Source organism: Tsukamurella sp. 8F (assembly GCF_029167375.1).
GTDB lineage: Bacteria > Actinomycetota > Actinomycetes > Mycobacteriales > Mycobacteriaceae > Tsukamurella.
Genome location: NZ_JARFTP010000006.1, coordinates 149537 through 174812 on the forward strand (window position 1 = coordinate 149537; position 25276 = coordinate 174812).

26 protein-coding genes are annotated in these 25276 nt (G+C 68.9%); 18 read left to right on the top strand and 8 right to left on the bottom strand.

From position 1 onward, the window contains the following. The first annotated feature begins 41 nt into the window (after positions 1-41). The 3 genes from P0W64_RS06985 to P0W64_RS06995 all read left to right on the top strand — a co-directional run bounded on the left by P0W64_RS06985 (position 42) and on the right by P0W64_RS06995 (position 2007). Positions 42-620: a TetR/AcrR family transcriptional regulator gene (locus P0W64_RS06985; RefSeq protein ID WP_275479355.1), complete on the top strand. Its 579-nt coding sequence runs from the start codon at positions 42-44 to the stop codon at positions 618-620. A 21-nt stretch (positions 621-641) separates the two neighbouring features. Then, positions 642-983, top strand: a complete 342-nt coding sequence (locus P0W64_RS06990) for a hypothetical protein (protein WP_275479356.1) — start codon at positions 642-644, stop codon at positions 981-983. 121 nt (positions 984-1104) lie between these two features. Continuing rightward, entirely contained in the window at positions 1105-2007 is a 903-nt protein-coding gene (locus tag P0W64_RS06995) for an NADP-dependent oxidoreductase (RefSeq protein ID WP_275479357.1), read from the top strand. 254 nt (positions 2008-2261) lie between these two features. Here the strand turns inward: P0W64_RS06995 and P0W64_RS07000 are convergent, their stop codons facing one another. Both P0W64_RS07000 and P0W64_RS07005 read right to left on the bottom strand, forming a co-directional pair. Further along, positions 2262-3143 (bottom strand): oxidoreductase, encoded by an 882-nt coding sequence (locus P0W64_RS07000; RefSeq protein ID WP_275479358.1) that lies wholly within the window; start codon positions 3141-3143, stop codon positions 2262-2264. A 22-nt stretch (positions 3144-3165) separates the two neighbouring features. Beyond that, positions 3166-3903 (bottom strand): SDR family NAD(P)-dependent oxidoreductase, encoded by a 738-nt coding sequence (locus P0W64_RS07005; protein ID WP_275479359.1) that lies wholly within the window; start codon positions 3901-3903, stop codon positions 3166-3168. Positions 3904-4006: 103 nt separating this feature from the next. Between P0W64_RS07005 and P0W64_RS07010 the strand changes: the two genes are divergently transcribed. Further along, on the top strand, positions 4007-4825 hold the full coding sequence (locus P0W64_RS07010) for a helix-turn-helix transcriptional regulator (protein ID WP_275479360.1): 819 nt from the start codon (positions 4007-4009) through the stop codon (positions 4823-4825). A 3-nt stretch (positions 4826-4828) separates the two neighbouring features. Here the strand turns inward: P0W64_RS07010 and P0W64_RS07015 are convergent, their stop codons facing one another. Further along, positions 4829-5191 carry a helix-turn-helix domain-containing protein gene (locus P0W64_RS07015; RefSeq protein ID WP_275479361.1) on the bottom strand — a complete coding sequence of 121 codons (363 nt, stop codon included), beginning with the start codon at positions 5189-5191 and terminating at the stop codon, positions 4829-4831. Between the two features lie 55 nt (positions 5192-5246). Between P0W64_RS07015 and P0W64_RS07020 the strand changes: the two genes are divergently transcribed. Beyond that, positions 5247-5927, top strand: coding sequence for an SDR family oxidoreductase (locus tag P0W64_RS07020; protein ID WP_275479362.1), 681 nt, complete (start codon positions 5247-5249; stop codon positions 5925-5927). Between the two features lie 26 nt (positions 5928-5953). Here P0W64_RS07020 and P0W64_RS07025 read toward each other — a convergent pair whose 3' ends face one another. After that, on the bottom strand, positions 5954-6529 hold the full coding sequence (locus P0W64_RS07025; protein WP_275479363.1) for a TetR/AcrR family transcriptional regulator: 576 nt from the start codon (positions 6527-6529) through the stop codon (positions 5954-5956). Between the two features lie 143 nt (positions 6530-6672). Between P0W64_RS07025 and P0W64_RS07030 the strand changes: the two genes are divergently transcribed. The 3 genes from P0W64_RS07030 to P0W64_RS07040 are packed head-to-tail and all read left to right on the top strand — an operon-like array spanning position 6673 to position 10183. Then, entirely contained in the window at positions 6673-7578 is a 906-nt protein-coding gene (locus P0W64_RS07030; protein ID WP_275479364.1) for an SDR family oxidoreductase, read from the top strand. After that, a complete protein-coding gene (locus tag P0W64_RS07035; protein WP_275479365.1) occupies positions 7575-9095 on the top strand; it encodes an MFS transporter in 1521 nt (506 codons plus the stop codon). Before P0W64_RS07030 ends, P0W64_RS07035 begins: the two co-directional genes overlap by 4 nt. After that, the gene (locus P0W64_RS07040; protein ID WP_275479366.1) at positions 9092-10183 is read left to right on the top strand and encodes a hypothetical protein; all 1092 of its coding nucleotides are present in this window, start codon (positions 9092-9094) and stop codon (positions 10181-10183) included. Before P0W64_RS07035 ends, P0W64_RS07040 begins: the two co-directional genes overlap by 4 nt. Here P0W64_RS07040 and P0W64_RS07045 read toward each other — a convergent pair. Further along, the gene (locus P0W64_RS07045; RefSeq protein ID WP_275479367.1) at positions 10137-11054 is read right to left on the bottom strand and encodes a serine hydrolase; all 918 of its coding nucleotides are present in this window, start codon (positions 11052-11054) and stop codon (positions 10137-10139) included. The two genes, P0W64_RS07040 and P0W64_RS07045, sit on opposite strands and share 47 nt — an antisense overlap. Beyond that, positions 11051-11923 (bottom strand): LysR family transcriptional regulator, encoded by an 873-nt coding sequence (locus P0W64_RS07050; protein ID WP_275479368.1) that lies wholly within the window; start codon positions 11921-11923, stop codon positions 11051-11053. The genes P0W64_RS07045 and P0W64_RS07050 overlap by 4 nt, the downstream gene beginning before the upstream one ends. A 157-nt stretch (positions 11924-12080) precedes the next feature. Between P0W64_RS07050 and bla the strand changes: the two genes are divergently transcribed. After that, positions 12081-12992 (top strand): class A beta-lactamase, encoded by a 912-nt coding sequence (gene bla, locus P0W64_RS07055; RefSeq protein WP_275479369.1) that lies wholly within the window; start codon positions 12081-12083, stop codon positions 12990-12992. Between the two features lie 8 nt (positions 12993-13000). Here bla and P0W64_RS07060 read toward each other — a convergent pair whose 3' ends face one another. Both P0W64_RS07060 and P0W64_RS07065 read right to left on the bottom strand, forming a co-directional pair. Beyond that, the gene (locus P0W64_RS07060; protein ID WP_275479370.1) at positions 13001-13588 is read right to left on the bottom strand and encodes a TetR/AcrR family transcriptional regulator; all 588 of its coding nucleotides are present in this window, start codon (positions 13586-13588) and stop codon (positions 13001-13003) included. A 113-nt stretch (positions 13589-13701) separates the two neighbouring features. Beyond that, positions 13702-15663: an EAL domain-containing protein gene (locus P0W64_RS07065; protein WP_275479371.1), complete on the bottom strand. Its 1962-nt coding sequence runs from the start codon at positions 15661-15663 to the stop codon at positions 13702-13704. 412 nt (positions 15664-16075) lie between these two features. Here P0W64_RS07065 and P0W64_RS07070 point away from each other — a divergent pair, with 412 nt between their 5' ends. The 9 genes from P0W64_RS07070 (at position 16076) to nuoH (ending at position 25274) form a co-directional block, all read left to right on the top strand. Continuing rightward, on the top strand, positions 16076-16501 hold the full coding sequence (locus P0W64_RS07070; protein ID WP_275479372.1) for a hypothetical protein: 426 nt from the start codon (positions 16076-16078) through the stop codon (positions 16499-16501). Positions 16502-16656: 155 nt separating this feature from the next. Beyond that, positions 16657-17016 (top strand): NADH-quinone oxidoreductase subunit A, encoded by a 360-nt coding sequence (locus P0W64_RS07075; protein WP_275479373.1) that lies wholly within the window; start codon positions 16657-16659, stop codon positions 17014-17016. Further along, positions 17007-17561 carry an NADH-quinone oxidoreductase subunit B gene (locus tag P0W64_RS07080; protein ID WP_275479374.1) on the top strand — a complete coding sequence of 185 codons (555 nt, stop codon included), beginning with the start codon at positions 17007-17009 and terminating at the stop codon, positions 17559-17561. Before P0W64_RS07075 ends, P0W64_RS07080 begins: the two co-directional genes overlap by 10 nt. Beyond that, the gene (locus P0W64_RS07085; RefSeq protein ID WP_275479375.1) at positions 17558-18244 is read left to right on the top strand and encodes an NADH-quinone oxidoreductase subunit C; all 687 of its coding nucleotides are present in this window, start codon (positions 17558-17560) and stop codon (positions 18242-18244) included. The genes P0W64_RS07080 and P0W64_RS07085 overlap by 4 nt, the downstream gene beginning before the upstream one ends. A gap of 35 nt (positions 18245-18279) precedes the next feature. After that, positions 18280-19518: an NADH-quinone oxidoreductase subunit D gene (locus P0W64_RS07090; protein ID WP_275479420.1), complete on the top strand. Its 1239-nt coding sequence runs from the start codon at positions 18280-18282 to the stop codon at positions 19516-19518. Continuing rightward, positions 19515-20237: an NADH-quinone oxidoreductase subunit NuoE gene (gene nuoE / locus P0W64_RS07095; RefSeq protein ID WP_275479376.1), complete on the top strand. Its 723-nt coding sequence runs from the start codon at positions 19515-19517 to the stop codon at positions 20235-20237. The genes P0W64_RS07090 and nuoE overlap by 4 nt, the downstream gene beginning before the upstream one ends. Then, the gene (nuoF, locus tag P0W64_RS07100) at positions 20234-21598 is read left to right on the top strand and encodes an NADH-quinone oxidoreductase subunit NuoF (RefSeq protein ID WP_275479377.1); all 1365 of its coding nucleotides are present in this window, start codon (positions 20234-20236) and stop codon (positions 21596-21598) included. The genes nuoE and nuoF overlap by 4 nt, the downstream gene beginning before the upstream one ends. Continuing rightward, on the top strand, positions 21595-23991 hold the full coding sequence (locus P0W64_RS07105) for an NADH-quinone oxidoreductase subunit G (protein WP_275479378.1): 2397 nt from the start codon (positions 21595-21597) through the stop codon (positions 23989-23991). The genes nuoF and P0W64_RS07105 overlap by 4 nt, the downstream gene beginning before the upstream one ends. Next, complete coding sequence (gene nuoH, locus P0W64_RS07110; RefSeq protein ID WP_275479379.1) at positions 23988-25274, top strand: NADH-quinone oxidoreductase subunit NuoH; 1287 nt, start codon at positions 23988-23990, stop codon at positions 25272-25274. Before P0W64_RS07105 ends, nuoH begins: the two co-directional genes overlap by 4 nt. Positions 25275-25276 lie beyond the last annotated feature (2 nt).

The window sequence follows — 25276 nt, forward strand, 5'->3', positions numbered from 1 at the left end:
AGCCGTGATGCGACAGATGTCCCGTCGCCTACGATGAACGCATGGGCAGATGGGAACCGGGAGCGCGCGAGCGGCTCGTCGTGGCGGCGGTGGACCTGTTCACGGAACAGGGATATGACGCGACCACGGTCGCCCAGATCGCGGAACGCGGGGGCGTCACGAGAAGTACGTTCTTCCGGCACTTCTCCGACAAGCGAGAAGTGCTCGCGGCCGGACAGGAGACGTTGAGCCGACTACTCGCCGACGGAATCGCGGAAGCGCCGACGGACGTGAGCCCGCTCAGCGCGGTCGGCTCCGGTCTCGAGCGGGCCTCGACGGCGATGGGGCCCGTCAATCGCGAACTCGGCCCCCGGATCAGGGCTGCGATAGCGGCGAGCGCCGAGCTCCAGGAGCGGGACGCACTCAAGAACATCGGACTCGCCGCTGCCATGACCACTGCACTCGTCGCCCGAGGCACCCCCGAGCCCACCGCTCACGTGGCGGCCGAATTGGGCGCCCTCGCGTTCAAACGCGGCTTCGCTCGGTGGGTCGAGGACGATCGGGAGCCCTCCGGGCCCCTCAGCCCCTACGTCATTGCGGCCCTGACCGAACTTCGCGAAGCCGCCAGATCACTGAGCTGATCGCGCCGATTCGGCACGGAGATGCGAGGACTCGCCGTCCTCCGCGAGCGCATCCGCCGCGTCGCGCAAGCGGGCCGTCTGCGCATATCGGAGGCACGCGCCACTGCCCTCGTCCGCACCGTGGGTATCGGTCTCACACTCAGCATCCTCGAGACTCCGGCGGACGAGCGCGACCCCGAGTTCGCGGAAGCCGCGTGGGACATGCTCGCGGCCACGGTGCTGACGGGGGCCCATGAACCGGGCGACGACGGCGCGCGGGCGGCGGCGGTGTGGCTCCGCGCCGACGACCAGGCACTGGGCTCACTCAGCCCCGGAGAAGGGACACTCATGAGGGAGTGGCTCGACCGCATCGCCCGCCGTTAGACGCGTGTAGGGTCGGAGCATCGGGGTAGAAACGCGTTCCCGGCGCCGGCGCCAGCCGAATCGGAGCGCGCACACACGCGGTATCGGACGTTCCGGCACTCCTCCTTCGGAAGGGTGCGCCATGAAGGCAGTGCGATTCAACAGGTTCGGCGGTCCGGACGTACTAGAGATCGTCGAACTCAGCGATCCCCATCCCGGTCCCGGGGAGATCCGCATCGCGGTCCGGGCCGCCGGAGTGAATCCAAGCGACTGGCGGAAGCGGGCGGGCGAGATGGACCCTGGCCTCCCGCAGACCCTGGGCTACGAAGCCGCAGGCGTCGTCGACGAGATCGGTGGAGACGTGCGCGACGTCGCGATCGGCGACCGCGTCTTCGGGGTGTCGCCTTACGGGGCCGCGCAGGCCGAACTGGCGATACTGTCGGAATGGGCCACGATCCCGCAGACGCTCGACTTCGCAGGAGCGGCAGTGATTCCCGCGGTCGTCGAGACCGCGGCACGCACACTCGATCGACTCGGCGTGACGTCGGGTAGCACCCTCCTGGTGTACGGGGCTTCCGGCAGCGTCGGGAGCGCCGCAGTACAGCTGGCTGCCGAGCGCGGTGCCCGTGTCATCGGTACGGGCAGTCCCGGAACGCACGCTGCTCTGCGCTCTCTCGGAGCCGAGCCGGTGGCATACGGCGACGGGATGTCCGAACGGGTGAAGGCGATCGCACCGTCGGGGGTGGACCTCGCGCTCGACGCGGCCGGCGGCGGGGCACTCCCCCGACTCGTCGAGCTCGCCGGGGCGCCCGAGCGCGTGGTCACCGTCGCCGACCCCCTCGGTGCCCGGAAGACGGGTGTCTACTTCAGTCGCGGGGACGCGGGCCGCGCGACTTACGCGCTCGCCCATGCAGCCCGGATGGCCGCCCAGGGCCGCTTCTCCATCGCGGTCGGGGGGACCTTCCCGCTAGCCGACGTGGCGCGCGCACACTCGGTCGGCGAATCCGGCTCTCTGCGAGGGAAGATCGCGTTGGTGATCGACTGACCCGGCACTCGCGAACGGCGTGCCGCCCGGACCGGGCGCCGAAGGTGTGCCGGGCAAGGTGGTCCGCCATGAGCCGGCTGCGCGGGGGGCGCCGAGGAGTAGCCGCGCGGCCGGCCAGGATTCCGGCGCTCACCGGAGGACCAGGCAAGCCTGGATCGACTGCCCGCCAGGGGATTCGAGGGCATCGTCGGCGGCCTCACCGCCCTCGTCGGAACGCAGTCCCCCGCCTCGACCTACGCTCGGGTCGGCCGGCGTCACTTCCCCACCCGGTCGAGTTCCGCAAGCGCATCCGCGGGCAGGTCGAGGTCCGCGGCAGCCAGGTTCTCACGTAAATGGGCGACGCTCGACGTCCCGGGGATGACGACTATATTCGGCGCACGATGCAACAGCCACGACAGGGCGACAGCCTTCGTTGTGGCACCCAGCCTTTGGGCCACACCGTCGAGGACGCCCGATTGCAGCGGGCTGAATCCACCCAGGGGCCAGAACGCCGTATACGCGATGCCCTGCTCGCCCAACACGGCTATCAGGCCCTCGTCGCCGCGGTGAGCGACGTTGTACCAGTTCTGCACGGTGACGAGGGGAGCGATCGAGCGGGCCTCCGCAACCTGGTCCCCGTCGACGACGGAGAGGCCGAGGTGCTTGATCTTGCCCTGCTCCCGCAAATCGGCGAGAGCGCCGAAAGGCTCAGCGATGGATCCTGATACGGCGGAGTGGCCGTCGGGGCCGCCGCCGACCCGGAGGTTGACGACGTCCAGGGCCTCGACGCCGAGGGTGCGCAGGTTCGACTCGACCTGATCCCGCAGTTGCTCGGGAGCGCGTGCCGCGGGCCACCCGCCGTCGGCGTCGCGGACCGATCCCACCTTGGTGACGATGCGGACCCCGTCGTAGGGGGCGAGCGCCTCGCGGATCAGCTCGTTGGTTACATGTGGGCCGTAGAAGTCGGCCGTGTCGACGTGGTTCACGCCGGCATCGACGGCCGCGCGCAGAACTCGAATCGCCTCGCCGCGGTCGGCCGGCGGCCCCCAGACGCGACGAGCACCGTCGCTACCGGCCAACTGCATCGCACCATAGCCGGATCGCGTGAAGGAGACGCCCTCCGCAGTGGCGAAGGTTCCTCCGAGTGTGTTGGTCATACCGCTTGTGATCCTTTCGTTTTCAGCGTTCCGGCAGGGTATTCAGCACCTGGGAACGACGCTCCAGTAGGTCCGAGTACGTGCCGTCCCGTTCGGCCCACCGCAGCCGTTGGGCGCGCTCGACCACTACCTGCGGCGGCGCGGGGTCCGCCGTGAGGAGCCGCAGGGCCTCGTCCAGGTAGTCGTCGAGGGACAACGCTGCGGGGTTGAGCTCGAGCTGCGCAGGAGTGGTCGCCACCGCCGGCGGGATCAGCTCCGTGACAGCGATCCCCGTGCCCGTCAGCTGCGCACGAAGCGATTCCGTGTACGAATGCACTCCCGCCTTCGAGGCGCCGTAGGTGGGCATCAACGGAAACGGCACGAAGGCGATACCCGAACCGACGGTGACGATCTCCCCGGAGCCGCGCGCCATCAGGTGGGGCGTGAACGCATCGATCACACGGATGGTGCCGAGCAGGTTCACGGCGACGGTCGTCTCTGCCGACTCGATGTGGCTCGGATCGCGGAGGTCCTCGGTGAGCATGACTCCCGACATCGTGACCACGACATCGAGATCAGGGTGGCTCGCAAGTACCTCGTCGCGCGCACGCACCACGGAGTCCTGATCTGTGACATCGACGTACACGCTCTCGAGCCCCTCAACGGTCGTCCTGCCACCGACGACTACGGTGCTCCCCGCATCCACGAGCCGCCTCGCGAGCCCGTGGCCTATGCCCGAGGTGCCTCCGACCACGATCACGGTGTGTCCATCGAGTTCCATGGTCACAATCGTGATCCCGGAGCGTCCGGTCCGGAAGGTCCCCCGTGATCCGGGGAGTACCAGGGCCCCTCTCGGCAGGCCGGATCCAACTACCGTGGATCCCGTGACTGAGACCGAGAATCGGCTGGGCGAATACTTGCGCGCGCGGCGCGCGCTGGTCACGCCGGACCGGGCGGGTCTACCCACCGGGCGCGGACGACGGGTTCCGGGCCTGCGCCGCGAGGAGGTCGCGTTGCTCGCCGGGATCAGCGCCGACTACTACCTCCGACTCGAACGCGGTCGCGACAAGAACCCGTCGGCGCAGGTGCTGGAGTCCCTCGCGCGGGTCCTGCAACTGGACGACGTGGAGACGGAGCACCTGCTCGGCCTGGTGGGCCCACGCCCGCTGAAGCGCCGCCGGAAGCGCACCGAACGCGTTCCTGCCCGGCTGTACCACCTCCTCGCCGCGCTCGATGTACCTGCGTTCGTGGAGGGCAGGTACTTCGACGTCCTGGCGTCTAATCGCCTTGCTGTGGCACTCAATCCGCGGCTGCAGCCCGGGCACAACCGACTGCGGTCGCTGATCCTCGACGCCGAGGAGCGGGCCCTCCACGACGACTGGGACGCCGCCGTCGAGGAGTTCGTCGCGGCATTCCGCCACACACTCGGGGACGATACGAACGATCCTCGCGTCGTCGAACTCGTCGGTGAATTATCCCTCGCCAGCGGCAGATTCCGAACCTTATGGGCGCGCCATGACATCCGCCGACTCGAAGGCGGCACCACCGTCGTCAATCACCCGGAGGTCGGCGTACTTCGTCTGCACCGGGACAAGCTCCCCGTGGGGGACGTGATCCTGACCGTCTACTACGCGGACGAACACAGCGAGAGCGCCGAGAAGCTGGGCCTGCTCGCCGTCATCGCTTCCGACACTCCGGCCTGAACGTCACGAGCGGTCGCCGCGCGAAGCGCGGGCACGCTCGATCTCGGGGACATGCAACTCCGCCCAGTCACGGAGTGCCCCCAGGGGCACCAGAAGGGATCGGCCCAGGGGCGCAAGGGCGTACTCGACACGCGGCGGCGTGCCACCGATCTCGGTGCGCGACACCAGGCCGTCGGCCTCCATCATCCGCAGCGTCTCGGTCAACGCCTTCGGTGTGATCCCCTGGATGTAGGCCTTCAGTTCGGTGAATCGCATCGGTCCGGATTCGAGCGCGGTCACGACGAAGACGGTCCACCGCGCCCCGATCCGGTGCAGCACTGTTCGGCTCGGACACGTCGCCGCCATCACGTCGTAGGCCTTCGCCACAGGTCACCTCCGGTAGCGTTGAAGATACTGGTATCAAAACTATATCGTGCCGCTCATGACCAACGCGTTAGAGAACAAGCGAATCCTCATCGTCGGCGGCGGCCGGGGCATCGGCGCACATATCGCACGTCGCGCGACGGATGGCGGTGCAGACGTCGTAGTCGCCACGCGCGGCGGCGAGGGTCCTCGTCTCGATGTACTGGACGAGGCGTCGATCGCCTCGGCCGCGCAGGAGATAGGCCCACTGGACCACGTGGTGACCACCGCGTCGGCGCACCACGACGTGCCGGTCGCAGATCTGGAACACGACAAGACGATCGACGCTTTCGGCGCCAAGGTCACCGGCGCTCTCCTGCTCGCCAAGCACTTCGCGCCGCAGGTGCGGCCCGGCGGCTCGTTCCTGCTGTTCTCCGGCGTCGTGGGTTGGAAACCGGCGCCGGGCACCATCGTCAAGGGGATCGCGAACGGCGCACTCGAGTATGTCGCGGCGCACCTCGCGGTCGAGCTCGCGCCCATCAGGGTGAACGCGATCGCGCCCGGGATCATCGACAGCGGCACATGGGATCGCCTGGGCGAGGAGCGTAAGCACGCACTGCTGGAGAGCGCCGCCGACGGAGGCCTGGTCGGCCGGCACGGCACTCTCGACGACATCGCAGATGCCGCACTGTGGCTCCTGGGCGCAGGGTACGTCAGCGGCGAGGTGATCCATGTCGACGGCGGCGCGCGACACCGGTGACCGGGGGCGCCCGTCGCATCGGAGTACTAACCGACGTCTAGCTGTCCCAGGAAGCGCTCGGCGGATCTCGCCACATCGAGCTCCGATCCGTTCTGGCCGGACAGGATCCAGTAGAAGACGGGACCGACGAGCAGCGCACTCGCCTGATCGACGGGGATGGCATGTCCGCCCGGGCCCACGACTCGTTCGATCACGACTCTTGCGCTGTCCCCCAACAGATCCCGAGACCCCAGCAGTTGCGCGACCGCCGGGTCGTGCTGCGCCTCACCGAGTAGAGCGCGGTAGGCGGCGCCGGCGTCCGAGCGCGAGAGGAAGCGCACCAGCGCCTCGAGATACGAGGTCACCTCGGCCAGCGGCGTCCGTCCCGGGGGGACCGACAACTCCTGAGCTGCGTCGATCCAGGACGCCTCGAACAGGATCTCGGCCTTAGTCGACCACCAGCGGTAGATGGTCTGCCGCGACACCCCGGCACGTTCGGCGATGCCCTTGAGGGTCATCGCCGCGTACCCCTGCTCGACGAGCAGGTCGTCGACCGCGTACAGCACTGCCGCGCGCGCTGCCTCGCTGCGCGGGCGTCCGGTCCGGGGGGCGTTCGTGTTCATCGCGCTCATTATCTACGCATCCCTTCCCTGACGTCCGCATGTCCGCCCACACACTTTCTAGACACCGCGCACCGTTTAATCTACAGTTACGTTACACGCTGTCTCGTAATTAATCGGGCGGCACATCGGACTAGGAGAAGCACATGCACGTATTCGTCACGGGCGCAACGGGATGGATAGGTTCGGCCGCTGTCGACGAGCTCCTCGCCGCAGGCCACCATGTGGTCGGCCTCGCGCGCACAGCGCAATCGGCCGAGGCGCTGCGGGCCAAGGGCGCGACCGCCCTGCGCGGCGACCTCGACGACCTGGCATCGCTGCGGGCCGGTGCCCGTACGGCCGACGCAGTGGTCCACCTGGCCAACAAGCACGACTGGGGTGATCCGGAAGAGACGGACCGCGCGGAACGGGCGGCCGTGCAGGCGATGCTGGAGACACTCGAGGGGACGGACAGGCCGTTCTTGATCGCCAACGGACTGTCGGGCCTCGTCGAAGGCCGTGCAGCCGTCGAGACCGACCCGTCCCCCGCCGTCGGTCCCGGCTCCGATCGCGGAGGCAGCGAGAACCTCTCCCTGGACTACGCCGACCGCGGAGTCCGGACGATGGCGGTACGCTTCGCGCCGTCCGTGCACGGGCGCGGAGACTGGGGGTTCGTGAACTGGCTGGTAGCCGCCGCACGCAAGCGTGGCGTCTCCGGCTACGTCGGCGACGGGACCGACGCGTGGTCGGCCGTCCACCGCGGCGACGCCGCGCGGCTGATCCGTCTCGGCCTCGAGGAGGCCCCTGCGGGAAGCAGACTGCACGCCGTCGCCGAGGAGTCGATCCCCACACACACCATCGCGGAAGCGATCGGGGAGACGCTGGGGCTGCCCGTGCAGTCCGTCGACCCCGACGAGACCGATGAGCATTTCGGCGTCGTCGGTCGGTTCTTCGGCCGCACCATGACCGGCTCCAGCGATCTGACCCGCTCGACGGTGGGCTGGCAACCCGTAGGACCGGGCCTCGTCGCCGATATCCGTTCCGGCGCATACACGGACGGGATCGACCGATGACCGCGGGCCTTCGCGAGCGCGACGGTGTCACCACGCACCAGACCGCGGTGCTCGCCTGCATCTGCGTCTGCACCGTCCTGGTGACAGGCTTCGTGGCGTCCATCAACCTGGCTGTCCCGAAACTCGCCGCGAGCACCCTGCATCCGAGCGCATCCCAGCTGCTGTGGATCGTCGACGCATACGTCATCATCTTCGCGTGCCTGGTCATTCCCGCAGGGGCACTGGGGGATCGGATCGGGCGCAAGGGCGTCTTGCTTTCCGGGCTGCTGATCTTCGCAGCCGGGGCCGTCGTCTCGGCGTCGGCCGCCGACGTAGCGGTCATGCTCGTCGGGCGCGCGGTCACGGGTCTCGGGGCGGCATGCGTGCTGCCCAACGCCCTTGCCGTACTCATCCACGCGACCGCGCCAGAGCGGCGCCCGCACGCCATCGCGGTGTGGGCGAGCGCGTCGGGAATCGGTGGCGTGGTAGGCAACCTCGGCGGGGGCGCAATCCTGACGGCCGGGTCCTGGCGGTGGTTGTTCGCCGCCGTCGCCCCGATCGCCGCCCTGTGTGCCCTGTGGGTGGCCCTCGGGACTCCGCGTAGTTCCCGGCACGACCGCAGCCTGCGGGTCACCGCGGTGCTGCTGCTCACTGCGGCGACGTTCGCCCTGCTCATCGGCATCACTCAGGGGCCCGAGAACGGTTGGGGCAGTGCACTCGTCGTCGGATCTTTCGTATCATCGGCAGTGCTGTCCGCCGCCTGGGTGAGCACCGAGCTGAAGGCTGAGCACCCGCTTCTAGATCCACACCTCTTCACGATCCCGGCTCTGCGTGCAGCGAGTCTGGGCATGCTCATCGTCTTCTTCGGCATGTTCGGCTTCTTCTATCTCAATGCCTCGCTGCTCCAGTACGGCCGCGGGTTCTCCGTCCTGCAGACCGGTCTGGCCATCATGCCGATGACGTTGCCGCTCGTGGTCGGCACACGGTACATTCCCGGCCTCGTCAAACGATTCGGCGGAAGGACCGTCATCGGCGTCGCGTTCCTCCTCATCTCCATCGGCCTCTACGGCCTGGCTCTGGGACTGCATCAGAGTTACCTCGTCTACGCCGTGTGGCTGGTGGTCATCGGAATAGGCGTCACGCTCGCTCTCCCCACCCTGACAGCCGAGATCTCCGGGGCGTTGCCCCGCGAACAGGCCGGCGTGGCCGGCGGCCTGCAGTCGACCACTCGCGAGCTCGGCAGCGCGCTGGGGGTCGCCGTCATCGGTACCATCCTGACGTCGCAATTCGCCCATCACCTCGACCGTGGCGTAGGCACGGACCCCGCGGCGCACACCGTCGCCGAGGCACTGGCGGCTGCACCGATGCGCCACGACACGGTCATCGCCGCCTACGTCTCCGGCGCGGAGACGGCGCTGAAGATCGTGGCGGCGCTGGTCCTGGTCGTTGGCGCACTGATCGTGACCGAGATGACCTGGTCCACAAGATGTTTCGAACGCATTCGCAATGCCGGAGCGGAGGGACAGCGGAACCGATGAGCACAGAGTTTCCCTGCGGAGCGCAGCTCGCGGTCGTGAGCCAGAGCGGGTGCGCCCTGCACTTCTTCGATCTGCCGTCGTGTCAGCGCAGCGCGATCGTACCGATGCTGGCGGAACCCCACGAGGTCCGCTTCGATCCCGTCCGGCGTCTCCTTCTGGTGAGTCACACCTATCGGTCGGGATACTTCGCCGATCACGATGAGAAGAGTCACGAGGTGACGGTGGTCGATGTCGACACGCACGAGATAGTGCGCGTGATCGACATCGCGCCGGAACACGCGCCACATGCGCTCGCACTCGCGGGTGACCTGATCTACGTCAGTGTCGAGGAAGGGCCCAACGGTCCGGGCGGTCTGATAGCAGTGGACCCGGTCGGCGGCGAAGTGACTTCCCGCCATTCCGCCGATGCCTCGGTACCGCACTGGGCGGTGGTCGCGCCCGACGGCCGCACCGCGTACACCACGAACAAGACCGCACCTTACGTCTCGGTGGTCGACCTGACCGGCGGGCGAGCGGTTCGGCGCATCCCTGTCGTCGGCAGTGAGGAACTCGCGCTCTCACCCTCGGGGCACCGCCTGTACGTCGCCACGCCTACGACGGGCACCGCCCCCATCGCCTCGGCGCGATGCGCTGTGAAAGTGATCGACACGCAGACGCTCGAGGAGGTCGCGAGCATTCCCGTCCCGGAAATGCCCAGTGCGGTGCACGTGACGGACGACGGCATGCTCCTGGTGGGGTCCTGGCCGGTGAAGTCCGAACCGGACCGAATCCCGTTCGACGACGGCTTCCTCTCGGTTTTCGACACCCGCACGACCGTGCTTTCGGGCCGGCTTCGGGTAGGCGTCTGCCCGATCGACATCGCCTCCGTTCCAGGCGGCGGCGTGGCGTTCGTCGCCAACCTGATCTCGGGCACCGTCACCGTCGTCGACCTCGCGGCTCTCGCGGTCAGCACCACAGTCGTCGTCGATGTGGCTCGGGCAGGTGGCGACCTGTTCCAGGGCACTCACAATCAGGGCGCTCACGGGCTCGCCTACATACCACCTATCGCATCCTCGACGCCGGATCGGAAGGATGGCGCAGATCGGTGACGGCTAGGCGCGCGACGGTGCCGATCGCGCGATCCACCTCCGGCAACGACGGCGTCGAGCGCGCACTCATCGTGAACACCGCGACGGACACCGGGTGCTCGCCGGGGAACTCGACCACCGCGATCTCGTTGCGGATCGCCGCCAGCGTGCCGGTCTTGCCCGCGACGACGGTCGTCCGGGTAGGGAATCCGGAGGCGATCCGCGAGCGAGAGACTTGGCGGCGCATGGTGTCCCGGATGAGTGCACACGCGGCGGGTGACGCCGCACGGTCGGTCCAGACCGCAGCCAGCAACGCGGTGCAGTCACGCGCCGTGCCCGCGCTGTTGTACGCCGCGTCGTAAGCCGTCGGCGACGTGCCGCGTTCGGGGTCCGAGAGCGCCGCGAAAGCCTCTTCCACCGTGGTGGTCCCGGTCTCGGCCCGGAGCCGCGCATGCAGCTCGGCCACTCCCCCGACGATGCGCGTCTGCCGCAGGCCCAACTCGCCGAGATCGTCCAGTACCCGATCTATCCCCACTCGTGCGAGGATCACGTCGGCCGCCGCGTTGTCCGATACCGTCATCATCGAATGCGCGAGGTCGCGCCAACTCATCACCACCGGGTCGGCGAGCGCGGAGACGCCGGTCGGGCCCTCCGCACACCGGGCCGGATCGACCCGAACGGTCGCGGTCAGGTCGATCTCGTTCCGGTCCGCGAGTCGATACAGCGAGATCATCAGCGGCAGCTTGTACACCGACGCCAAGACCACGGGAGTATCCGCACCGTAGTCGAATTCGGCACGCGACCCACCTATCCGAGCAGCGTGGACCCAGCCGGAGCAACCGGCATCGACGAGGATCGCGCGGACTCGACGCTCGAGTGTGTCGGCGGTCATCGGCTGCTGCTCCACAGCGCATCGGTGAGCGCCTCCGCCGCCTCGCGGACTTCCGGGGACCGGTACACCACTCGCACGCGCAGAGCGGTCGCATCGGCATTCATGGCGATGCAACGCACCGCTCCAACCGACTCGAATGCCGCCGGTACAGTGCTCAATCCGAATGCCACGCCTGCGGCCACGGCCGCGACGAGCTCGGTATCACTGCCGATCGGCATGGGCTCGGGGTCGAGCCCGGCGCCACGAAGGTTGTCGATGATCTCGTCGAAAGCCGGCGGATTCGCCGCGCGCGGTGGATGGGCGAAGCGCAGCCCGGTCAATGCGCGCATGCGCGGCCGGGACGCCGCCACGACCGCATGGGCGGCCGGGACCAGAACCGCACGTTCGTAACGAACGACGGGTCCGGCGGGAAGTCCGCCCACAACGCACGGCTGATCGACGATCGCGAGGTCGAGGGCGCCTGCCGCCACCCGATCGACCAGTGCCACGGCGCCCGCGACCGATACATCGTGGGAGGCAGAGGATCTGGTCAGGCGTTCCGAGCACGAGGCGGTGATCGAGGGCCCCAGATGCGGGATCACGCCCCAGCGGAGGGCATCCGCCGCAACACCGAGGCGGCGCGCCTCCACGATGAAGAGCTCCGCATCGTCGACGAGAAGTCTTGCGCGCGGTAGTAGTTCGCGCCCGGCCACCGTGAGCTCCGCCCCCCTCGAGGTACGCCGGAGCAGAGTCACGCCGAGTTCCGCCTCGAGCCGACGTAGGCCCTGGGACACGGGCGGCTGCGTCATGTGCAGGCGCGCCGCCGCATCGCCGAACCGGCCCTCCTCGGCGACCGCGACGAAGAAGCGCAGATGTCTGACCAGATCCACGGCCCCAGCATCGCACGTCCGCTGCGGCGTATTCGGCGGCCGCGGTCGTGTTCACCGGTTCGAGGGCACTCTCACCTGCGGCGATAGCGATCCGCTATGCGCCGCGCCGCCGCGGCGACCTGGACCGGGTCACCGGGGGCGTGTTCGGCTATGCCACATGAGGATCACCGATCGGCAAGCCCTGCGACTCGCGGCCGCGGCGAGCGTCGCCGCACTGACCGCCACGGGATGCCACGTGGAACAACATGCTGCCCCGCCCGCGGCTTCGTCGTCGTCCGTTGCCCGGCTGGCCCTGGCCGACTCCGTGCACCGCTCCGCCGCGCCGTACCACGCGCAAGCAGGTGTGGTCGCGGTCGACCTGTCCTCCGGCGAAACCGAGACCGCGGACGCCGATGAACGCTTCTCGATCCTTTCGACGTTCAAGACCTACGCGGTCGCGGCGATCCTCGCTCGCACAGTCACACAGCCGCACCTACTGGACGAGACCGAATCGGTCGCAGCCGACGACATCGTCACCAACTCCCCGGTCCTGCAGGGGCGGGTCGGAGATCTCGTCAGCGTGCGCGAGCTGTGCCAGGCGGCCTTACAGCGCAGTGACAACACGGCGGGGAACCTGTTGCTGCGCAGACTCGGAGGGCCGGCGGCGATAACAGCTCTGGCGCGGCGACTCGGCGACACCGCGACGCGCCTGGACCGGTGGGAGCCCGATCTCAATGAGTCCGCCCCCGGCGACCCGAGGGATACGACAACGGCGCGTGGCCTCGCGACCGGCTACCGGGCGATCCTGGACGGCGACTTCCTACCGCAGGCACAACGAGACACCTTGGTGCAGTGGATGCGCGGCACGCAGACCTCGCAGACGAGGTTCCGCGCGCAGCTGCCGCGGGGGTGGTCGACGGCCGACAAGACGGGAGGCGGCTACTACCAGACGACGAATGACGCCGGAATCCTTTTCGGCCCTGCCGGACAACGCATCCTGCTCGTCGTCCTGACCCGCGGACAACAGAAGGACGGCCCGTACCTCGGCGACCTGGTCGCTTCGATCGCGGCCGTCGTCGCCCGACGCTGACGGCGCGCCTACCGAGCTCGGAGGCCGTCGACGAGGATATCGAGGACGCGGGCGCGCTGCTCCGCACTCACACCCGCACCTGCGGTACCGAGAACGGCGCTCAGGAGAGCGGTGGTGGCGTCGTCGCCATCGACGTCGGCGCGGAGGACGCCCGACTCGGCTCCCGCGGCTAGGAACGACTCCACAGTTTCGCGAATCCGCTCGCGGGTCCGCGGAGCGGCGATCGCACCGCTGGCCACAGCCTGCTGAAATGCTTGCGCCATACCGCGTTTGGTGGTGACGAACGTGGCATAGCGATCGATCCAGCGACGTAGGGCCACATCCGCTGGATACTCGGCGAGCAGGGCGTCCGCATGCTCGACCACATCGTCGAGTTCCGCCCGGTACACCGCCTCGACGAGCGCCTGCCGGTCCGCGAAGTTCCGGTACAGCGTCCCGATCCCGACGCCGGCGCGACGCGCCAACGCCTCGAACGTCAGATCGCCCTCTCCCGCGGAGAACGCGCTCGTGGCGGCGGCCAGGATCTTCTCGCGGTTGCGAACGGCGTCCGCGCGGGGGCGAGGCGCCGGCGAGGGTTGCTCGAAGGGCAAGGTCACGAACTCCGTTCCATACTCGTCTCGGCGGTAGCGGAGGATCCTCCACTACCACCGAGTATCGCACGCGGTCGGTCGAACGAGTCCGCGGCGACGGCGCAGCGGAGCGGACGCGATCAGCCCGTGACCGCCGCTGTGAAGTCGGCGGAGGGCATGGCGCGCGCGAAGAACCAGCCCTGCGCGTGGTCGCAGCGCAGTCCGCGCAGCCTCGCGGCCTGAGCCCGGTTGGCGACCTGCTCGGCCGTCACCGTCTGGCCGAGCCCGTGGGCGATGTTGATCAGGCCGCGAACGATGTGCTCGTCAGCCGGTTGCTCGCGCATCGGATCGCCGAGGTCCTCTATGAACGGACCCGCGAGCTTGAGGACGTCGACCGGCAGTCGACGCAGGTATGCCATATTGCTGAATCCGGTCCCGAAGTCGTCTATCGCTATCCGTGCGCCGGCCGCCGACAGTGCCGTGAGCGCCGTGACGGACGAGTCCGAGGTCCCGATGAATGCGCTCTCGGTGATCTCGAACTGCACCCTGTGGGGCATGATCCCGGTCGCCGAGAGAGTGCGTTCGACGCTGCGGAGGAAGTCCGGGTCGCGCAGCTGGAGCGGCGAGACGTTGATCGAGACGAACAGGTCCTCGCCACTCGCGGCGCGCCACTCCACTGCGTCCCGGCATGCCTGATCCAACACGCGGGTCCCCAGCGGCAGAATGAGGCCGTTGTCCTCCGCCAGGTCGATGAAGCGGTCCGGGGCCAGCAGCCCGAGGGTCGGGTGCTGCCACCGCACGAGCGCTTCGGCTCCGACGATCCGGCCCGAGTCGCCCGCGAGGTCGACGATCGGCTGATAGAGCACGACGAACTCGCCCCGGTCGAGTGCCTCTCGCATCCGCGCCGACAGGTCGTACCGGGTGGCCTCGCGCGAGCTGCGGTCCGCGTCATACGCGGCCCACCGCGCGCGACCGTCCTCCTTGGCCCAGTGCAGTGTGGTGTCGGCGTCCTTCATCAGTTCCTCGGGGCTGCTGCAGCATGCCCTGGTGCTGATCACGCCGATACTCGCGGACACGGACAGGCGATGGCCGTCGACATCGATGGGCGAGTCGAGCACCTTCAGCATCGTGTCGGCGAGGGCCGCCATCTGGTCGCTGCCGGTGGTACGGGGAACGAGTAGGACGAACTCGTCGCCCCCGATGCGGCTGATGATCTGGTCCGGGCCGGTCAGACACGTCCGCAGCCGCTCGGCCACCTGCGCGAGCAGGCGGTCGCCGACCGTGTGCCCGAGGGAGTCGTTGATCGTCTTGAAACGGTCGAGGTCGATCTGGCACACGCCGACCTCAGCGGACGGGTCTTGGAAAGCCGCCGTCAGACGGTCGTAGAACTGGGCCCGGTTGGCCAGCCCGGTGAGATCGTCGTGCGACGCCTGGTATCGCAGGCGCTCCTGCATCCGGTGCCGGTCGCTGATGTCCTCGAACAGCGCGACCGTGTACGCGGGCGCGCCCGCACCGTCGCGGATGAGGGACATATTGATGTTGATCCACACGGTCGAACCCGACTTGTGCACGTGGGGCTTCTCCAGCCGCACCCACTCCACGCGGCCTCCGACCAGGTCCTCGTACTGAGGCCACACCGCGTCCGGGTCGTCCGGGTAGGTGATGTCGGTGGGCGAAAGGGTCATGAACTCGTCGAGGTCGTACCCCAGCATCGCTGCGAACGCGGTGTTCGCGGCGAGCATCCGTCCGGACACGTCCGAGATACCCACTCCGACACCGCTTTGGGCGAAAACCGCGCGCAGCAGGCGTCCGTATTCGGCCATCGGATCGTCGTCGGCGGCGGATCGTCCGGCCTCCCGGACGTCGTCGCGACCCGCCGCGCTCTCCAGCAAGCCGGCGACCATCTCGCGGAACGCCTGGACGGTTCCCGGATGAGGACGCTCCGATCCCTCCGCCGACGAGACGTCCACACCCCACGCGCGCGCCGGGGCGAGGAACCGGCGCACGATGCGCGGGACCGAGGTGGTCGCGAGACGCCACGGCACACCGTCACCCGAGTTCGAGGCCTCCGGGTCCGAACCCTCGTCACCCACGATCGGCACGACGCAGTCCCTTCTGCGGGCGGATCGGTGAACCCATCGTCGACCGAGGCAAACCCACCATCCGTAATCTACGGTTTAATTGCGCGGATGTCGCCCCATCGGTGCCGCCGTTTCTCCCAGCACGCCCGGCGGGAATGTCCGGCGCATCGCAGGCCACTACGAATCCAGCCCTGTCCCACAACGTCTTTCGCACTGGACGATCATCCCTCGAGACGAAGAGTCTCACGTACTGATCCATTCTCCGAATCGCCCTCGGTCGGCGGCACGTGCGATGATTCGGGCGAGATCTCGGGGCCGGCGGCGGGGCATGGTCGTCAGCTGCGCCGCCGCGCCGGAGACGAAGACCTCCGATCCGGCTTCGGAACCCGACGGAACCGGGGACAACGAGACGCAGCGGTCGTACGGTCGAGTCATGCCCTCGCTCGACGATGACGACGGCGCGCTGCCCGTCCTCGTATACAGCTCGCACGCGGGACATCGCGCGGAGATCATGCGCGCGCTGGGTACGCGCCCTGCGCCGGACGTGACGGTGCACGCCGACGAGGCGGCGACCGCGGACACCGTCGTCGAGCGTCTGGCGGGGCCCGACGGGCGCGGGGGGAGGTACGCGCTCGCGATCCTCGACGGCGAGGCCGCCCCCTCGGGCGGAATGGGACTGGCGCGCCGTTTGCGCGACGAGATCCCCGGGTGCCCGCCACTGCTCGTCGTCACCGCCCGCGCCGCCGACGCGTGGCTCGCGCGCTGGTCACGGGCCGACGCGTCACTCGCGCGACCGCTCGATCCCTTCGAACTCGCGGCCACGGTGACCGGTCTGCTGAAACGCCGGATCGCGCGATAGGCGGCACGATCGCACCAATCGACCTATGATGTGAGGCAGCTCACAAGTAAGCCGGGCGGAGCCGAATCGGTTCCGCCCGTCCGGGATTCCCGCCACCGGCGGTCCCGCAGCCCACGGGCCGCGGCGACGGGATGCGTCGCGAAGGAGCGTGTCCGGTGAACCCGTACGTGCCCATCCTGATACTCGGTGCGATCGCGACTGCCTTCGCCGTCTTCTCAGCCGGAATCGCGCAGTTCATCGGCCCGCGTCGGTACAACCGTGCCAAGTTGAGCGCATACGAGTGCGGCATCGACCCGACGCCCCATCCCGAGGGAGGCGGCCGCTTCCCCGTGAAGTTCTACCTCACGGCGATGCTGTTCATCGTCTTCGACATCGAGATCGTCTTCCTCTACCCGTGGGCGGTGCACCTCGACGCGCTCGGCACGTACGGCCTCGTCGCGATGGCGCTGTTCCTCGTCAATGCGACGGTCGCCTACGTCTACGAGTGGCGGCGGGGAGGACTGACATGGGACTAGAGGAGAAGGTTCCCGGCGGTTTCCTGCTGACCACCCTCGAGTACGCGGCCGGCTACGCGCGCAAGGGCTCGCTGTGGCCCGCCACGTTCGGCCTCGCGTGCTGCGCCATCGAGATGATGGCCACGACCGGCCCCCGCTTCGACATCGCTCGATTCGGCATGGAGGCGTTCCGCGCGTCACCGCGGCAGGCGGATCTGATGATCGTCGCGGGCCGCGTCAGCCAGAAGATGGCACCCGTACTCCGGCAGGTGTACGACCAGATGGTCGAGCCCAAATGGGTCCTCGCGATGGGCGTGTGCGCCAGTTCGGGAGGCATGTTCAACAACTACGCGGTCGTGCAGGGGGTCGACCACGTGGTTCCCGTCGACATCTACCTGCCCGGCTGCCCGCCGCGGCCGGAGATGCTGCTCAACGCGGTGATGGCTCTCCACGAGAAGATCGCGCACATGCCCCTGGGCGTGCACCGCGAGGAGGCCGTGCGCGCTGCGGAGGAGGCCGCACTATCCGCCCGCCCCACCATCGAGTTCAAGGGGCTGCTGCGATGACGGAGGAGAACGGGACGAACGTACCGGCGACCGCGTCCACGCCGGAGGTCGTCGGCGAGCGACGCGGCATGTTCGGCTCGAGCGGTAGCGGCGACACGTCGGGCTACGGGAGGCTGCGGCGCCCCGTCGCCCTGCCGGGGCCCGGGTCCGAGCCCCTCCCGCCCGGTTACGACGGTGTGCTGGCACGCCTCGCGGAGACGGCCGGGCCGGACGGGGTCTCGGCCGTCGTCGTGTACCGGGGCGAGGTCACACTGCGCGTGCCGCGCGACCACCTCGTGGGCGTCGCACGGCGGCTACGGGACGAACCGGATCTCCGGTTCGAGTTGTGCCTGGGCGTGAGCGGTGTGCACTATCCGGACGACGACGGTGCCGAGCTCCGCTCCATCACGCACCTGATGTCGATCACGCACAACCGCCGGCTTCGTCTCGAGACGTCTTGCCCGGACTCCGATCCGCACGTCCCGTCGCTGTTCGACGTGTACCCGACCGTCGACTGGCATGAGCGCGAGACGTACGACTTCTTCGGGATCGTCTACGACGGCCACCCGTCGCTCACTCGGATCGAGATGCCCGACGACTGGGAGGGCCACCCGCAACGCAAGGACTACCCGCTCGGCGGGATCGGGGTCGAGTTCCACGGAGCACAGATCGCGCCGCCCGATACGAGGAGGTCGTACTCGTGACCACCTACACAGCGGTCGGAAACGACTGGGACACTCTGGCTGAGGAGGCCGCGGGGCACGAGCGCATCGTCGTCAACATGGGACCGCAGCACCCATCGACGCACGGCGTCATGCGCCTCATCCTCGAACTCGACGGCGAGACGGTCACCGAGGCCCGCGTCGGAATCGGATTCCTGCACACCGGAATCGAGAAGAACCTCGAGTTCCGCACGTGGACGCAGGGCACGACGTTCGTCACCCGGATGGACTACCTGGCACCGCTGTTCAACGAGACCGGCTACTGCCTCGCGGTCGAGAAGCTGCTCGGAATAACCGATCGTGTTCCGCAGCGCGCCAACGTCATCCGCGTGATGCTCATGGAGCTGAACCGCATCACGAGCCACCTCGTCTGCCTCGCCACCGGGGGAATGGAGCTGGGTGCCGTATCACCCATGCTGTTCGGCTTCGAAGCGCGCGAGATGATCCTCGAGGTCTTCGAGCTCATCACAGGCCTGCGCATGAACCACGCCTACATGCGTCCGGGTGGCGTCGCTGCGGACCTGCCCGACGAAGCCGTGCCGGCCGTTCAGAACCTGCTCAGGACGCTACCGCCCAAGCTGCGTGAGTTGTCGGACCTGTTGACCGACAACCCGATCTGGATCGGTCGCACCAAGGACATCGGCTACCTCGATCTCACGGGGTCGATGGCCCTCGGCATAACCGGGCCGTGCCTGCGGTCCACCGGCCTGCCGCACGACCTACGGCGCAGCGAACCCTACTGCGGGTACGAGGACTACGAGTTCGATGTCGTCACCGAGACCGGATGCGACTGCTACGCGAGATATCTGGTGCGGGTGCGAGAGATGTGGGAGTCGCTGAGAATCGTCGAACAGTGCCTCGGAAGGCTCGAGCCCGGCCCCGTGATGGTCGACGGCGCCGAGCTCGGCTGGCCCGCCGATCTCACGACCGGACCCGATGGAATCGGCAACTCCCGCAAGCACATCGCCGAGATAATGGGCTCCGATATGGAGTCGCTGATCCACCATTTCAAGCTGGTCACCGAGGGCTTCCGGGTTCCCGCCGGCCAGGTCACGACTTCGATCGAGTGCCCGCGTGGCGAGCTCGCGGTGCACGCTGTGTCCGACGGCGGGACCCGGCCCTACCGCGTGCACTTCCGCGATCCCTCGTTCACGAATCTGCAGGCTGTGGCGGCGATGTGCGAGGGCGGCATGGTCTCCGACGTGATCGCCGCGGTGGCGAGTATCGATCCTGTGATGGGAGGTGTGGACCGGTGACGAGCGTGGATCTGCAGCTGGGCGCACGGCCGACGGAGAAGGTGCAGTTGTACAAGCCCGGAGCGCCCCTGACGTACCCGGACGACGTCGCCGCGCGGCTCGCGGCCGACGCAGCGGTACTCGTCGCCCGCTATCCCGAGGCGCGGTCGGCGCTACTCCCGCTGCTGCACCTGGTGCAGTCCGAGGATGGCTACATCACACCGGCCGGCATCGAGTTCTGTGCCTCGACACTCGCTCTCACCGCGGCGGAGGTCACCGCGGTCGCGACCTTCTACTCGATGTACCGCCGTGGGCCGACCGGCGAGTATCTGGTGGGCGTGTGCACGACAACGCTGTGTGCGGTACTCGGCGGCGACGAGATCCTCGCCTCCCTATGCGATCACCTGGGCATCGAACCCGGCGGCACGACCGCGGACGGCAAGGTCACCGTGGAGCATGTCGAGTGCAACGCGGCCTGCGACTACGCGCCCGTCGTGATGGTCAACTGGGAGTTCTTCGACGACCAGACACCACAGCGCGCGCGGGACCTCGTCGATGCCCTACGCTCGGGCTCGCCGCCCGCGCCGACCCGAGGCGCCCCGCTATGCGGGTTCCGCGAGACCGCCCGACTGCTGGCGGGTTTCGACGACGAGCGGCCCGGCGCCGTGGACGCGTCCGGAGCAGGCGGCGAGCCCACGATGGCCGGCCTGAGGCTCGCGCGAGGCGAGGCCGGCTCATGACCCGCGCGAGCGGCGGCCCTCTGTCACGGCTGGCGCCGGTGCTGTCGGCCCAGTGGGACTCGGACCGGCCGTGGACGCTCGAGGCCTATCGCGAGGCCGGCGGCTACCGCGGGCTGCAGAAGGCGCTCGCGATGACGCCGGACGAGGTGATCGAGACCGTCAAGGCCGCTGGGCTGCGGGGCCGCGGCGGCGCGGGGTTCCCGACGGGGCTGAAGTGGAGCTTCATCCCGCAGGTGCGCGAGGGCGAGGATCCGAAACCGGGTGCGGACAAACCGCATTACCTCGTGGTGAACGCCGACGAATCGGAACCGGGAACGTGCAAGGACATGCCGCTGATGTTCGCGACGCCCCACACGCTGCTCGAGGGCGTTCTCATCGCCTCGTACGCGATCCGCGCCCACCACGCATTCATCTACGTACGCGGTGAGGTCCTGGGCGTGCAGCGTCGACTACGCGCTGCTGCGGCGGAGGCATACGCCGCCGGATACTTCGGTGAACCGCTGGGAGACACCGGTTTCGCAGTGGACTTGACGGTGCACGGCGGCGCGGGCGCGTATATCTGCGGCGAGGAGACGGCGCTGCTCGACTCCCTCGAGGGTCGCCGCGGGCAGCCCCGTCTGCGGCCGCCGTTCCCCGCCGTCGCGGGCCTCTACGCCTCCCCGACATGCGTGAACAACGTCGAATCCATCGCCTCGGTGCCCGCTGTGCTCGACCGCGGCGTCGACTGGTTCCGGTCGATGGGCAGCGAGAAGTCGCCGGGTTTCACGCTGTACTCGGTGTCCGGTCACGTCGCCCGTCCGGGGCAATACGAGGCTCCGCTGGGGGTGACGCTCCGCGAGATGCTGGAGCTCGCGGGCGGCGTGCGACCCGGGCACGAGCTCAAGTTCTGGACGCCGGGCGGATCCTCGACACCCCTGCTCACCGCCGAACACCTGGACGTACCACTCGATTACGAGGGCGTGGCCGCAGCGGGATCGATGCTCGGCACCAAAGCGCTACAGATATTCGACGACACCACGTGCGTGGTCCGGGCGGTCACGCGATGGCTGGAGTTCTACGCGCACGAGTCGTGCGGCAAATGCACCCCGTGCCGCGAGGGCACGTACTGGCTCGTCCGGCTGCTGCGCCGACTCGAGGCGGGTGAGGGCACCGAGGGCGATCTCGACACGCTCTCCGAGGTAGCCGACGGGATCCTCGGCAAGGCGTTCTGCGCCCTCGGCGACGGCGCGGCGAGCCCGATCATGTCGTCTCTGAAGTACTTCCGCGAAGAATACGTCCGTCATGTCCGTGAGGGCGGCTGCCCCTTCGACCCCGTCGCCGCGACCCGATTCGCGCCCGTCCCGGCCGGGGGTGGCGCATGACGACGACGCCCGAGGCCCCGGCCACCGTCCATGCCACGATCGACGGGACGCCGATCGACGTCGCGCCCGGCACTCTCGTCATCCGCGCCGCCGAGGAACTGGGTATCGCGATCCCACGGTTCTGCGATCACCCGCTGCTTCCGCCGGCCGGCGCGTGCCGGCAGTGCCTCGTCGATGTCGAGGGTCAGCGCAAACCCCTCGCGTCCTGCACGACGACGGTGACCGACGGCATGGTCGTGCACACGCAGTTCACCTCCGACGCCGCAGCGAAGGCCCAGCGTGGAGTAATGGAGCTGCTACTGGTCAACCACCCGCTCGACTGCCCGGTATGCGATAAGGGCGGCGAGTGCCCGCTGCAGAACCAGGCGATGACCACCGGCCGCGATCGGACGCGCTTCCCCGCGGCCGACAAGCGCACCTATCCCAAGCCGATCCCGCTGTCCGCCGAGATCATCCTGGACCGCGAACGCTGTGTGCTGTGTGCGCGGTGCACGCGGTTCTCGAAGGACATCGCCGGCGATCCGTTCGTGGAGCTGATGGATCGCGGTGCGCTGCAACAGGTCGGTGTTGCGGGCGAGCCACTCGACTCCTACTTCTCCGGCAACACGGTGCAGATCTGCCCCGTGGGCGCACTCACCTCCACCGCATACCGGTTCCGCGCCCGGCCGTTCGATCTCACATCGACGCCGTCCGCATGCGAGCACTGTGCGAGCGGCTGCGCACTGCGCGTCGACCATCGCCGCGGCGCGGTCCTGCGGCGGCTTGCCGGCGACGATCCCGATGTCAACGAGGAATGGACCTGCGACAAGGGACGTTTCGCATTCGTCTACGGGACCTCCCGGGAGCGGATCACCACGCCGCTGGTGCGCGGTGCCGACGGCGAACTCGCGGAGGCGTCCTGGCCCGAGGCCGTCGCGGCAGCCGCACACGGTATGGCACGCGGTGCGACCGGCGTGCTGCCGGGCGGACGCGGATCGGTCGAGGATCTCTATGCATACTCCGCATTCGCACGAATAGCGCTCGGCACCAATGATATCGACTTCCGTAGCCGCGCCTCCGCCCCCGAGGAGGAATCGTTCCTGACAACGCGCGTCGCAGGCGTGCGGGACGTGACCTACGCCGACGTCGAGGGCGCGCCCGTGGTACTGCTCGCCGGGCTCGAGCCCGAGGAGGAGTCGCCGATCCTGCACCTGCGGCTGCGTAAGGCCGTCGGCAAGGGCACGCGCGTGATCTCCGTGGCGCCGTTCGCCTCCCGCGGATTGGGGCGGCTGTCGGGCGAGTTGCTGGCGTGCCCACCGGGCGACGAGGCCTCGGCACTCGCCGATCCCGCACTGGCACGGCGACTGACTCCGGGATCGCTGATCCTGGTAGGCGAGCGCCTGTGCGAGGCGCGCGGGGGCCTCGCGGCCGGCGCCGCGCTCGCCGATTCCACGGGCGCGCGTCTGGCCTGGATCCCGCGCCGCGCGGGCGACCGCGGCGCGGTCGAGGCGGGCGCACTGCCGGGGCTTCTACCGGGCGGCCGTCGCGCCGACGACGGTGCAGACGTCGAACGGTTCTGGGGCACGGTCCTTCCCACGCTCCCGGGGCGCGACGCCGCCGGGATCCTCGCTGCGGCGACCCGCGGCGAGGTGCATGCGCTGCTGTGCGGCGCGGTCGACGTCTCCGACCTGCCCGACCCCGTCGCCACGCGGCACGCGCTGGACGTCGCCGGTTTCGTGGTGTCTCTCGAGCAGCGCAGGTCGGAGGTCACCGACCGCGCCGACGTCGTACTGCCCGTCGCCTCGGTCGCCGAGAAGGCCGGCACGTTCCTCGATTGGGAAGGCCGCGAGCGCCCGTTCGGCGCGGCGCTGCCGGACCCGGGCGCGCTGTCGGACGCCCGTGTGCTCTCGGTCCTCGCGAACGCTATGGGGGCGGATCTCGGTTTCGCCGATGTCGACAGTGCCCAGGACGCCCTGCGGCGCCTCGGCGTGCGGCGCTCCGAACCTGCAGCTGCGCGCGGTGGTCAGCGGGCGCGCACGGATCCGGCCGGCCCTGGGCAGCCCGGCCCCGCAGGATCCCGCCCGGTAGCCGGCGCCGGGCAGGCGCGGCTCGCCAGCTGGCGGCAGCTACTGGACCTGGGGCGCATGCAGGACGGCGAGCGGCAACTCGCCGCCACCGCCCGCCCGCCCGTGGCACGGATGTCGGCTGCGACGGCGGCGGAGATCGGTGCCGTGGAGGGCAGCCCCGTCGTCGTCAGCACCGACCACGGCGCGATCACGCTCCCACTCGCGGTCACGGACATGCCGGACCGGGTCGTGTGGGTGCCGCGGAATTCGCCCGGCAGCAGCGTGTTCGATCATCTGGCCGCGGCCACCGGCGACGTAGTCGCCATCCACTACGGGGGCGCGTCGTGAAACCCGATCTCAGCGCATTCGGCCGGGACCCGCTGTGGCTCGTCGTCGCCAAGTGCATCCTCATCTTCGGCTTCCTCGTCGTCACGGTGCTGGTCGCGATCCTCGCCGAGCGGAAGGTCATGGCGCGCATGCAGGGCCGGCTCGGCCCGAACCGCGTCGGGCCGTTCGGGGCGCTGCAGTCGCTGGCGGACGGCATCAAGCTGGCGCTCAAGGAGGGCATCACGCCTGCCGGCGTGGACCGCCTCGTCTACACCCTCGCGCCGATCATCGCGACGATCCCCGCGTTCCTGGCGTTCGCGGTCATCCCGTTCGGCCCTGAGGTGTCGGTGTTCGGCACGCGGACACCGTTGCAGCTCACCGACTTCCCCGTCGCGGTGTTGTATGTGCTCGCGGTGACGTCCATCGGCGTGTATGGGATCGTCCTCGCCGGATGGAGCTCGGGCTCCACGTACCCGCTGCTCGGCGGACTGCGCTCGACCGCGCAGGTGATCAGCTACGAGGTCGCGATGGGACTGTCGTTCGCAGCGGTCTTCCTGTACGCGCGCACCATGTCTACGTCGGGCATCGTTGCGGCACAGCAGCATCGGTGGTTCATCGTACTGCTCCTCCCCTCGTTCCTCGTATACGTGGTCTCGATGGTGGGCGAGACGAACCGCGCGCCGTTCGACCTCCCTGAGGCCGAGGGAGAGCTGGTCGGTGGCTTCCACACCGAGTACAGCTCGCTCAAGTTCGCGATGTTCATGCTCGCCGAGTACGTGAACATGACAACGGTGTCCGCGCTGGCCACCACGATGTTCCTGGGCGGTTGGCGCGCCCCGTTCCCGATCAGTCTGTGGGCGGGCGCCAACAGCGGCTGGTGGCCGGTGCTGTGGTTCGTCGTCAAGGTGTGGGCGTTCCTGTTCTTCTTCATCCTGCTCCGTACCACGCTGCCCCGCCTGCGCTACGACCAGTTCATGCGGTTCGGCTGGCAGGTCCTCATCCCCACCGCGCTGCTCTGGATAGTCGTCACCGGGGTGGTGGAGACGTTGTCCGCGGGCGGGACCGACACCGCGTGGATCGCCCCGATCGTGTCGCTCGTGTTCACGCTCGCGCTGCTCGGGATCATGGCGTGGCGCCACCGGCGTCAGCAGGAACCGTCTGAGCGTCCGGACCCAGGACGATTCTCGGTCCCGTTCGATCCCATGGCCGGGGGATTCCCTGTGCCGCCGCTGCCGGGTCAACACCTGCCCGGCGACACCGCGCCCGATGCGGTAGGCGCGATCCCGGCCGGAAAGGAGAAATGACG

What these genes read in the sequence shown, in the direction of transcription:
- P0W64_RS07005 (WP_275479359.1), bottom strand. Translation starts at nt 3,903, where the DNA reads ATGGAACTCGATGGACACACCGTGATCGTGGTCGGAGGCACCTCGGGC.
- P0W64_RS07105 (WP_275479378.1), top strand. Translation starts at nt 21,595, where the DNA reads ATGACGACGACGCCCGAGGCCCCGGCCACCGTCCATGCCACGATCGAC.
- P0W64_RS07040 (WP_275479366.1), top strand. Translation starts at nt 9,092, where the DNA reads ATGAGCACAGAGTTTCCCTGCGGAGCGCAGCTCGCGGTCGTGAGCCAG.
- P0W64_RS07045 (WP_275479367.1), bottom strand. Translation starts at nt 11,054, where the DNA reads ATGACCGCCGACACACTCGAGCGTCGAGTCCGCGCGATCCTCGTCGAT.
- P0W64_RS07070 (WP_275479372.1), top strand. Translation starts at nt 16,076, where the DNA reads ATGCCCTCGCTCGACGATGACGACGGCGCGCTGCCCGTCCTCGTATAC.
- P0W64_RS07085 (WP_275479375.1), top strand. Translation starts at nt 17,558, where the DNA reads ATGACGGAGGAGAACGGGACGAACGTACCGGCGACCGCGTCCACGCCG.
- P0W64_RS07030 (WP_275479364.1), top strand. Translation starts at nt 6,673, where the DNA reads ATGCACGTATTCGTCACGGGCGCAACGGGATGGATAGGTTCGGCCGCT.
- P0W64_RS06985 (WP_275479355.1), top strand. Translation starts at nt 42, where the DNA reads ATGGGCAGATGGGAACCGGGAGCGCGCGAGCGGCTCGTCGTGGCGGCG.
- P0W64_RS06995 (WP_275479357.1), top strand. Translation starts at nt 1,105, where the DNA reads ATGAAGGCAGTGCGATTCAACAGGTTCGGCGGTCCGGACGTACTAGAG.
- P0W64_RS07000 (WP_275479358.1), bottom strand. Translation starts at nt 3,143, where the DNA reads ATGACCAACACACTCGGAGGAACCTTCGCCACTGCGGAGGGCGTCTCC.
- P0W64_RS07080 (WP_275479374.1), top strand. Translation starts at nt 17,007, where the DNA reads ATGGGACTAGAGGAGAAGGTTCCCGGCGGTTTCCTGCTGACCACCCTC.
- nuoF (WP_275479377.1), top strand. Translation starts at nt 20,234, where the DNA reads ATGACCCGCGCGAGCGGCGGCCCTCTGTCACGGCTGGCGCCGGTGCTG.
- P0W64_RS06990 (WP_275479356.1), top strand. Translation starts at nt 642, where the DNA reads ATGCGAGGACTCGCCGTCCTCCGCGAGCGCATCCGCCGCGTCGCGCAA.
- P0W64_RS07035 (WP_275479365.1), top strand. Translation starts at nt 7,575, where the DNA reads ATGACCGCGGGCCTTCGCGAGCGCGACGGTGTCACCACGCACCAGACC.
- P0W64_RS07025 (WP_275479363.1), bottom strand. Translation starts at nt 6,529, where the DNA reads ATGAACACGAACGCCCCCCGGACCGGACGCCCGCGCAGCGAGGCAGCG.
- P0W64_RS07020 (WP_275479362.1), top strand. Translation starts at nt 5,247, where the DNA reads ATGACCAACGCGTTAGAGAACAAGCGAATCCTCATCGTCGGCGGCGGC.
- bla (WP_275479369.1), top strand. Translation starts at nt 12,081, where the DNA reads ATGAGGATCACCGATCGGCAAGCCCTGCGACTCGCGGCCGCGGCGAGC.